Origin of the sequence: Veillonella sp. CHU732 (assembly GCF_003992085.1) — a bacterium.
Classification (GTDB): Bacteria; Bacillota; Negativicutes; order Veillonellales; family Veillonellaceae; genus F0422.
Genome location: NZ_RQVC01000017.1, coordinates 29,875 through 41,741, shown reverse-complemented (window position 1 = coordinate 41,741; position 11,867 = coordinate 29,875). Strand labels below are relative to the sequence as shown.

The window sequence follows — 11,867 nt, the reverse complement described above, 5'->3', positions numbered from 1 at the left end:
TTTGTTAATTTAGATCCACCGAAGTCTACGTCACCTTTAGCACCTGCTGCACCCGGTTTCACTGTAATAACTGCATTGTCACCATTTTTAATTGTCAATGGATCTGTGCCATTACCAGAGATACCTTTCATGTTAGTTAACGTATCTGCTAAGCTCACAGTCAAACCATTCGTAGGGTCGGATGCTACTTGGATATTCACACCTGGTGTTGCAGTTGCTGCTGGTGTGAAGTTTGCCGCACCTTTCACAGCTAACGTTTCACCTAATTTACGAGCTGCATTCGTTCCAGTATCTGCACTAAAAGTAAGCGCTTTGTCTGCTAATTCGTTCAATGCTGTTACATCTGCTTTTTTCGCTAATTCAGTATGTAATTGACCACCGTTGATTGCATCTTTGGAGTTTTCTCCAATCGTGCCATCTGCGATGTTGCTTAACTTAGTTGTACCACCAATTGTTGTGCCATCTGGGTTCACTAAACGAGCTTGTGGGGTTGCCACTTCTGTAGCTCCGTCCAGTTTATTACCTTTAGCATCTACTTTCTCAGCTGGATACCATTTGCCATCGTTAGCTTTTACAACACGTTTGCCGTTTTCATCTGTGTACACCACTGTACCAGCTTCGCCGTTACGAAGTGCATTCACTTTCGTAGTTAAGTCTTTACCGTTTAGGCCATCTTCTTTTGTTAAGCCGTCTTTGCCCATACCAGCATCTGCGCCTGTACCAGGTTTGCCATCACGGCCATCGATGCCGTTAGCACCATCAACACCTACTGCTTTAGCAATGTCGCTGACTTTCGCTAATGTATCTTTTGTCGCTTGAGACAATGCTACGTTGTAAGTACGAACTTTATCAGTATCTTCATCGCCACCAGTGACTTCAATGCCATCACCTTTGATAACTTTCGTATCGATAGCATCCACTGTATATGTTGTTACATGGTTTTCTGTTGCAGGAGTGACTGTCACATTTTTACCAGGAGCTACTTTCACAGCTTGTGCTGCTAAATCTTTCACTGCCTCTTTACCAGCATCATTTAGATTATCTAAATCTTTATTTGCTGCGTTACCAAATTTCGTATCTACATATGCCTTATTCGCTGCATCTGTATTAGCACCTGGTTCGCCAATATTTGTTAATTTGGAGCCACCGAAGTCTACATCACCTTTTGCACCATTAGCACCCGGTTTCACTGTAATAACTGCATTGTCACCATTTTTAATTGTCAATGGATCTGTGCCATTACCAGAGATACCTTTCATGTTAGTTAACGTATCTGCTAAGCTCACAGTCAAACCATTCGTAGGGTCGGATGCTACTTGGATATTCACACCTGGTGTTGCAGTTGCTGCTGGTGTGAAGTTTGCCGCACCTTTCACAGCTAACGTTTCACCTAATTTACGAGCTGCATTCGTTCCAGTATCTGCACTAAAAGTAAGCGCTTTGTCTGCTAATTCGTTTAATGCTGTTACATCTGCTTTTTTCGCTAATTCAGTATGTAATTGACCACCATTGATCGCATCTGTAGAACCAGCTGCAATATTGCCATCTGCGATGTTGCTTAATTTAGTTGTACCACCAATTGTTGTACCATCTGGGTTCACTAAACGAGCTTGTGGGGTTGCCACTTCTGTAGCCCCGTCCAGTTTATTACCTTTAGCATCTACTTTCTCAGCTGGATACCATTTGCCATCGTTAGCTTTTACAACACGTTTTCCATTTTCATCAGTGTACACTACTGTACCAGCTTCGCCGTTACGTAACGCATTTACTTTAGTAGTTAAGTCTTTACCGTTTAGACCATCTTCTTTTGTTAAGCCATCTTTACCCATACCAGCATCAGCGCCTGTACCAGGTTTACCATCACGGCCATCGATGCCGTTAGCACCATCAACACCTACTGCTTTAGCAATGTCGCTGACTTTCGCTAATGTATCTTTTGTCGCTTGAGACAATCCTACGTTGTAAGTACGAACTTTATCAGCATTTTCTGTACCACCAGTGACCTCAAGACCTTCTCCAGCGGCTACTGTTGTATCGATAGCATCCACTGTGTATGTTGTTACATGGTCAACCGTAGCATCTGTAACCTTCACATTTTTACCAGCAGCTACTTTTACAGCGCCTGCTGCTAAGTCTTTGACTGCATTTTTGCCATCATCACTTAGGTTACTTAAGTTTTTGTTAGCTGCATTATCAATAGCATTGCGGGTCGCTTCGTTTAAGCCAAATGTTACTTTACCATTATCGCCAGCTACGATTTCGATACCAGCTTTAGCAGATTCTGCTGTCGCCGCTGTACCATCACCTTTAACGAAATCTAGACCTGTTGTTACCGCTACTGTTTTCGCAGTTCCACCATTTGCTTTATAGCCTAAGTTAGCATTTCCAGCTGCTGTTTGGTTGACAGCTTTGATAGCTTCATCTACATAATCTTTATTTGCTGCGTCTGTACCAGTACCTGGTGCACCTACATTTGTTAATTTAGATCCACCGAAGTCTACGTCACCTTTTGCACCATTAGCACCTGGTTTTACTGTAATAACTGCATTATCACCATTTTTAATTGTCAATGGATCTGTGCCATTACCAGAGATACCTTTCATATTAGTTAAAGTATCTGCTAATTTCACCACTAAACCGTTTGCATTTGTAGTTGGATCTTTTTCCACACGGATGTTAACACCTGCTGCTGTTGCTGGGTTCGTAGCACTTGGTGTGAAGTTTTCCGCACCTTTTACAGTTAGAGTAGTACCTAATGCACGTGTTACAGCTTGCGCATCGTCGCCTGTGAAAGTCAATGGATTTGTTTTTAAGGCTTCTAAATCAGATGCATTCGCTTTATTGTTTAAAGTAGTATTGATATTTGTAATATCTGTTTTTGTAGCTAAGCCGCTGATTTTGAATGCTTTATCAGTAGCTTCTGCGCCTGTACCATCTTCTTGTTTTACAGTCACAACGCCATCGTCACCAACTTTATATGTGTCTGCTTTTACATGGAACTCAGCGGCTTTATCTACTTTACCGTCTAATGCTGTTACATCTGCTTTTTTCGCTAATTCAGTATGTAATTGACCACCATTGATCGCATCGGTAGAACCAGCTTTAATTTCACCATCTGCAATGTTGCTTAACTTAGTCGCAGTTGTCGTAGAACCAGTTGGGTTCACTAAACGAGCTTGTGGTGTTGCCACTTCTGTAGCTCCGTCCAGTTTATTACCTGTAGCATCTACTTTCTCAGCTGGATACCATTTGCCATCGTTAGCTTTTACAACACGTTTGCCGTTTTCATCTGTGTATACCACTGTACCAGCTTCGCCGTTACGAAGTGCATTCACTTTTGTAGTTAAGTCTTTACCATTCAAGCCATCTGCTGCTGTTAAGCCGTCTTTGCCCATACCAGCATCAGCGCCTGTACCAGGTTTGCCATCACGACCATCAGATCCATTAGTACCAATTGCATCCACTGCTTTTTGTACTTTGGCTAATGTGTCTTTTGTAGTTTGAGACAATCCTACTGTGTAGTTACGTGTATTAGTAGCTGCATCTACTGTATCGCCACCTGTAGCTTCTAAGCCTTCTCCAGCAATGACTTTTGTATCAATAGCATCTACTGTGTATGTTGTTACATGGTCTGCTGTAGCATCTGTAACCTTCACATTTTTACCAGCAGCTACTTTTACAGCGCCTGCTGCTAAGTCTTTGACTACATTTTTGCCATCATCGCTTAGGTTACTTAAGTTTTTGTTAGCTGCATTATCAATAGCATTACGAGTCGCTTCATTTAAGCCAAATGTTACTTTACCGTCGTCACCAGCTACGATTTCAATACCAGCTTTAGCAGCTTCTGCAGTCGCCGTTGTGCCATCACCTTTAACAAAGTCTAGACCTGTTGTCACTGCTACTGTTTTAGCTGTGCCACCATTTGCTTTATAGCCCAAGTTAGCTACACCACCAACTTTGCTGTCTACATACGCCTTATTCGCTGCATCTGTATTAGCATCAGGTGTGCCAATATTCGTTAATTTAGAACCACCAAAGTCTACATCACCTTTAGCGCCATTAGCACCTGGTTTCACTGTGATAACTGCATTGTCACCATTTTTGATTGTCAATGGATCATTGCCATTACCAGAGATACCTTTCATGTTAGTTAAAGTATCTGCTAGTTTCACCACTAAGCCGTTTGCATTTGTAGTTGGATCTTTTTCCACACGGATGTTCACGCCTGCTGCTGTTGCTGGAGTTGTTGCACTTGGTGTGAAGTTTGCCGCACCTTTTACAGTTAACTCAGTACCTAATGTACGTGTTACTTTTTGTGCATCATCACCTGTGAAAGTCAATGGATTTGTTTTTAAGGCTTCTAAGTCAGAGGTATTGGCTTTTTGGCCTAACGTAGTATTGATATTTGTAATATCTGTTTTTGTAGCTAAGCCGCTGATTTTGAATGCTTTATCAGTAGCTTCTGTGCCTGTACCATCTTCTTGTTTTACAGTCACAACGCCATCTTCACCAACAGCATATGTGTCTGCTTTTACATGGAACTCAGCTGCTTTATCTACTTTACCGTCTAATGCTGTTACATCAGCTTTTTTAGCTAATTCAGTATGTAATTGACCACCATTGATCGCATCCGTAGAACCAGCTGCAATGTTACCAGCTGCGATGTTGCTTAACTTAGTTGTACCACCAGTTGTAGATCCATCTGGGTTCACTAAACGAGCTTGTGGGGTTGCCACTTCTGTAGCTCCGTCCAGTTTGTTACCTGTAGCATCTACTTTGTCAGCTAAGTACCATTTACCGTCTTTCGCTTTGACAACACGTTTACCATTTTCATCCGTGTACACCACAGTACCAGCTTCGCCGTTACGTAATGCGTTCACTTTTGTAGTTAAGTCTTTACCGTTTAGGCCATCTTCTTTTGTTAAGCCGTCTTTGCCCATACCAGCATCTGCGCCTGTACCAGGTTTACCATCACGGCCATCAGATCCATTAGTACCAATTGCATCAACTGCTTTTTGTACTTTCGCTAATGTATCTTTTGTATCTTGAGACAAGGCTACTGTGTAGTTACGCGTATTCGTAGCTGTATCTACTGTATCTCCACCCGTAACAGACAAACCTTCTCCAGCGGCTACTTTCGTATCAATAGCATCTACTGTGTATGTTGTTACATGGTCTGTTGTTTTAGGTGTGACGGTAACATTTTTACCTTGAGCTACTTTCACAGCTTCTGCTGCTAAGTCTTTTACTGCCGCTTTACCAGCATCATTTAGATTACTTAAATTTTTATTCGCTACGTTACCGATTTGAGTATCTACATAATTTTTGCTCGCTGCATTGTCGATAGCATTACGTGTGGCTTCATTTAAACCAAATGTTACTTTGCCATCGTCACCAGCTACGATTTCGATGCCAGCTTTTGCTGCCGCTGCTGTCGTCGCAGTACCATCACCTTGAACAAAGTTTAAGCCTGTACCAACTGCCACTTGTTTAGCAGTTCCGTTATTCGCTTTGTAACCTAAATTAGACACTGTGCCAATTTGTGTATCTACATAGGATTTATCTGCCTTATTTCCTAATGTAGTATTGATATTGGTAATATCGCCTTTTGTAGCAATATTTTTAATCTTGAATCCTTTGCTACTATTTGTCGTGCCATTTGCATCTTCTTGAATTAAGGATACTTCACCATTATTTCCTACAGTATAGTCTCCTGCTTTCACATGAAGTTCTGCCGTTGTATCCAATTTATTAGCAAGGTCAGTTACGTTTGCTTTTTCAGCTAATTTAGAATGTAATTGACTGCCATTGATTGCATCTGTAGAGGTAGCATTAATCTCGCCGTTTGCTACATTAGTAATCTTTTTATTCTTCATATCAAGGCCAGTGAAAGAAAGTGTTGGTCCTTGTGTAGCTTGTCTTTCTCCAGCAGCATTGTAGTCATAGGTAGCTACTTCATTTACGGCAATTTTAGTTTTCAAACCAACCAAAATACGTCCATCGGAGTTGACATGAGTACCGATATTATCGGAATCAAAACGCTCAGACCCTTGTGTCCAAGTTTGTCTTGTCGTTCCATTAACACCAGCACCTGTGATATTCACTTGTTTTTTTGCAGATGTCGGTGTGAACACTCCTTCTGTGCCATTATTTCCACCTGCATCGGCTTTGAAGCTTGTCACCGGAATATTGCTAAGCGCCGTATTCACAACGCCAGCTGTCACTAATTTATTCGCATCCCCAGTAGCAGTAACAGATCCCGCCAAGTTAGGTGTAATCGTAACCGCACCATTAGTAGTAGTTACCCCTAATACATCTTCATTACCGCTTGTAATAGAGTTAAGACCACCAGATGCATTGATAGTCACTACACCATTGGTATTATCTAAGGTTACATTATTACCCGCTTTCAACTTAATTTTATGGCTCGTTGTATCTGGTGTCACATCAGTAGCTGCTGCTGTACCATTTTCAACTTGCAATCCCCAAGCGGCTGCTCTCAACTGTTTCACGTTAACTGCATCGTTATCGTTCACACCGCCTGCTACATTTAGGATACGACGATATTTACCAGATTGACCAACAGATACAACGCCGTACCCTGGATCATCGTTTACTTCACCGCTGAAAGCAGCTGTTGTTTTTGTAGCTGTATCAGTCGCATTTACTCTAGAGTTCAAGCCCAATGCTACAGAGTATTTAGCGCCTGTTACCTGAGCACCCGCACCAATGGCAACAGAAGATTCTGCATCCTTGATAGCATTCGCATTCGTTGTATCGCGCAATACTTTTGCATTACCGCCGATAGCGATGGCATAGTTACTTTCAACAACAGCTTCTTTACCGACCGCAATACCTTCTGTAGCACCATTATATACCGTTTTTGAGTCTTTTGTTGTCGTATACCCTGTGTACGCAGCATAACCTAATGCAATGGATTCGCTACCTAATGCATTAGTACTAGCACCAATGCCTACTGCATTATTCGCTCGAGTCTCAACTTTTTTACCAATACCAACAGAGCCATATCCTGTGACATTCACTTCGGAACCCGCTGCAAATGTATCAGACTCATTGGTATTTACTTTATAACCTACGGCAATACCACGAGCATGGTCCGACTTAGCCTCTAAACCAATCGCGACAGCGCTATGATTGGTAACTTCCACATTATTACCAATACCTACAGATTTTTCCCCACTGACAGTGACATTCGTACCGATACCTGTAGATAATTGAGCCGAAGTAATAACATCACGGCCTAGGGCTGTAGAATAGTTTCCACTAGCTTTCGTATAAGAACCAACTGCAAGTGCTCCTGCAGCGGTAGCGCCGTCATTGTTTATATTAGATTTCACATCAGCCACACCATTGACAGTTCGATTATCAGTTTCCGTTGTGTTCACAGAATAGTACTTCGGAGCTACGGCTCTCAACTGTTTCACAGTGACCGCATCATTATCATTAACACCACTAGCTACATTGATAATACGACGTTTTACAGTGCCGTTATTACCAACGGACACAACACCATTACCTGGGTCATTGATATCCTCATTGGTGAAAGCTGCTTTTGTTGGAGCTTTTGTATCATTATATTCAACAGCAGAGTTTAAACCCAAGGCTACAGAATATTTCGACCCTGTCACACTAGCGTTAGAACCTAATGCCACTGCTCCTGTTGATAGTGCTGCATTATTATTAGCATCTTTTCCTTCTAGTACTTGTGCACCAGGACCAATGGCCACTGCATTGGTAGCTGTCGTAATTTTTGAAGCTGCCCCCAACGCGATAGAGCTAGATCCATCTACTGCTGCAGCACGACCGATAGCCACGCCATCATTGACACTCGTACCTGCATTAGTGACATTACCAGTTGCAGCATCTACTGTTTTCACAACGCCCACACGTGCATTTGCTCCCATGGCTAAGGAGTTCCAACCACTTACGTTGGAGTTTGTACCCAGTGCTAACGCATTCCAGTAATAGGCTTTTGCATCCTTACCGATAGCCACGCCACCATTACCATTGCTGCCTTCACTCCAAGCTTGCGCATTATCACCGATGGCTACACCGTGGTCAACGTTTGCATAGGCATTAGGACCCATGGCTACTGATTTTTGACCATTCGCATAAGCATATACACCTAACGCTAACGCATTGGTACCTGTGGCTGTATCATTATCGAAGTTAGACTTAATTTTAACAACAGCATTTTTTACCTTTGTACCCATTGGATCGTTGATATCTGGATAATCTTTGGCCTCTTTATTAGACGCCCCTGCGATGGAAAGGAAATGAGCCGATTTATCTGTCCAGTCACGTAATTGTGCCACAGTAACCGCATCGGTATCTAACGCACCTGGTGCTACGTTGACGATACGACGAAGACCACGGCGACCGGTAGACTTACCATCAGCACCTTTCTCATCCCAGCCACCAACGGATACATAACCAGCCGTTACGGCATTTAATTTCGCTAACTCTGTACCCAATGTGGATCCTTGTGGCAAGTATGGATCAATAGATAAACCATGTACATTAGTAGCAGATGCACTGGCACTAAAGTTAGATTGACGAGTATTCGGATTCCCCCAATAATGAGTAGTAGAACGGTAACCTAAAGCAACGGAGTTTTCAAAATCAGCTGTCGCCAAACGGCCCAATGCTGTGGAAGATGCTTTTGTAACTGCTGCCAAATCACCTACTGCCAAAGAACTGGTAGCACCTTCTGCAATTCGAGCCCGTGTACCGAAGGCAATACTGTTCGGTGTATTATTTGCAACATTCGCATTATAACCGACCGCCATAGAGTTCAAGGAGTTATCACCAATGCTTGCACTACTACCAAGAGCTACGGTGTTACCCGCATCGGTACCGATGTTAACATTCGCACCTAACCCAGTAGCATTCATGGAACCATACCCTATCTTAGCACGTACCCCTAACCCGACAGAGGAAACGCTGCGGATATCTGTACCATAACCCATAGCAATACTGTTATCACCCATAACACGAGATCCAGGGCCCATACCAATCGCACCTGCCCCAAACACTTGGGACTGCGTACCAATAGCAATGGAGTTTTCTTTCCGTACTTGTGCCCCTACACCAACAGCAATAGAGTTAGCGGAGTTCTCACTTACATAGGATAAGGAACCAATACCGATACCACTTAAGGAATCTACTACGGAACCAGAACCTTGGGCAATGGCTGATGTCCCTTTGGCAGACGCATAGTAACCGATCGCAATGGCATTGTCACCGCTCTTTTTAGATTTTTGTACAGTTTGTGTATTGCCATCCTCATCTTTTGTGGTTAAGTATACACCATCTAGCTTTTCAACTGTTAATTTGTTTGCTGCATTCTTATCTTCAACGGTGTCTACCACACTTTTTATGGTATTACCCACTGTATTCCAACTTTGATGCGATACTTGGCCACCATCTACAAGAGCCATTGCACTCACATCTGTCAACCTGATAGCATCCACGTCTGCTTTTGCGTTATCCATAGCTGTTTTTGCAGCAGCAATAGCCGCCTCTGAAGCTCTAGCATCGATTTTTGCATAATACTCACGTGCTTTATTTTGATACGTCTCTAATGCCGCTAATTGTGCTTCTGAATAATTCCCTAATTTGCTACGCACCGCTTGACGCAATGGGTTCGTTGCACTATGACCATCTGCTGCAGCGATATTATTTGCAATACTCGCATTGGCATACGTTTTGTAACCGAAAGCCAAGGAACCTTTACCTACGGCTTTCGCACTATAACCATAGGACATAGCACCATCATCGGTAGATTCATTTCGGTTACCTACCGCCAAGGATTGAGGCGCGAAGGAACGACTTTGTTCACCGATCGCAACGGCACCCTTTGCATTCTCTGCTGTGTAAGCACGAAGACCCATGGCTGTAGAACCTTCACCGAAGGCATAGGACAAAGTACCAATCGCTGTGGAACCATCTTTATAGGCAATGGAACGAGAACCGATCGCGATGGCACCAACACCACCAGCGTAGGTAGGGCTATACATCTCTGTACCATCTGATAAATAGGAACGATTAAAATCTGACCAAGACGTTAATTTAAAAGGTCCCTTGGCATCATTTTCAGAAGAGTACCATTTACCTTCTCTAAACAGTTTGGCAACAGCCGGATTGTTGCTTTCACCATTACCGAATATACCTTTTAAGGTCTCCCTACTCAAGGAGTCCTTATATTTTGTGGAAATATCGTCATTACCGATGGCGATAGAGGAGTCCCCTGCGGCATACACGTCATTACCGACAGCCGTCGCCTGTTTCACAGCAAACGTGTTACTACCGATCGCCGTACCTTGGCCACCTGCTACATGGGCGTTATTACCAACGGCAGTAAATTTTTCCTCTCTGGCACCCTCAACAATACCATGCGCATAAGAGCCGGCACCAATGATAACAGAGTTCTTCGCCGTACGGTTCAAGTCACCATAGACATTACCATTTCTAATCGGCGCGAATACAACAGAATTACGATCTAAGTTAATACTGCCATTGCCATTATAATAACTGGCAGCCCCCGCAGCACCTGTATCAAGATTTGTTTCCACATAAATAATCGCCTGTGCTGGTGGCGCAAAAAATCCAATACCACCAGTAATCAAGAACGCAATAACTGCCCCCTTGCTGTACATCCCTTTGTCTTTTAACACACGTTTTAGAAAACGCTCGCACTCTTTAAATTCAAAGCTTTTTCCCATTCGCCCTGTCCTTTCTGCTTTTACAAGCAAAACCATTCATCACTACCCTACTCTATCGTTACAGCGTACTCCTTGGTACCGCTGTTATGTATGGTGTAATAGTAAATAACATGTATACACATAGATATGGATATATACCTTCACGATTACATATGTCTGAAATCACATGTATATCCTATATTAGCCTACTACATATGTATATGATTTTATTGTGCGCAAATCACCTGAATCATTGCATGGTCATATTACGTAATTTACATACTTGTCATACAAACTATCTTTTCAATGGTGTAATTACATTATCCAAACTAAGTTATCAGCATGTAAATTACAGGAATATCTGCGCACACATCACGCCTCGTGAAGTATCATCATTCTATGTTTTTTGAATCTTGAAATAAATATACAAAAAGAGTAATATTTTCAAATCGATTAATTTAAATCGATATGTCCATACCTTTATGTATACACATTCATTATATATTATACTAGTTTGCTAGACTTTATACAACGCATAAAGCCTACATTTTTGATAAATAAATGCCTTACCCCCCCCCCATTTTACACAGATTGAATACAAATTGTTTTGTAGTGTTATTTACTATTTACTTTTATTCAATTAAATTTACATAAACCGCTTTATTACGGCAAAGAACTACAGTAATACTTGGCATAGTTTGCTACTTTCTTATCCTCTAAATAAAACAACTGCAGTAGCATTTCAGAACAAACTATGCTATACTTAACTTACAAAAAAGAAGAGCCATCAACGTGTGCTTGGCGTTAGGCTCATCTCAAACTTGTGAAATATGAAATGCCTAACGTGTAGAGGGGGCAAACCTCTTATCGTTAGGCTTTTTCATTAATTAGTTAAACCAATCAATGAGTCGTACTATTAATTTTAGAATTAAAATCAAGATATCGATTTTTCTAAACTTTTTCATAGTACCACCTCCTCCCATTAGGGAAGAGATAAGCCTAACAGCACGTTAATGGCTCTTGCATTTTTATTATAGCACAATCTATTCGTACTGTTTATATGAACTTAGCATCACACTAATTAGCAAACTAAGCAAAGCACAAGTTTGCACATGGTACCGGCACAAGCCCCCTTTCCCTGAG

Annotated in this window: 1 protein-coding gene; it reads right to left on the bottom strand. The window is 42.1% G+C overall.

Going from position 1 to position 11,867, the window contains the following annotated elements; genetic code table 11:
* Positions 1 to 10,745 (bottom strand): hypothetical protein (locus EO121_RS07540; protein WP_164725893.1); only part of this gene is annotated, 10,745 nt, incomplete at its 3' end.
* Positions 10,746 to 11,867: the final 1,122 nt, after the last annotated feature.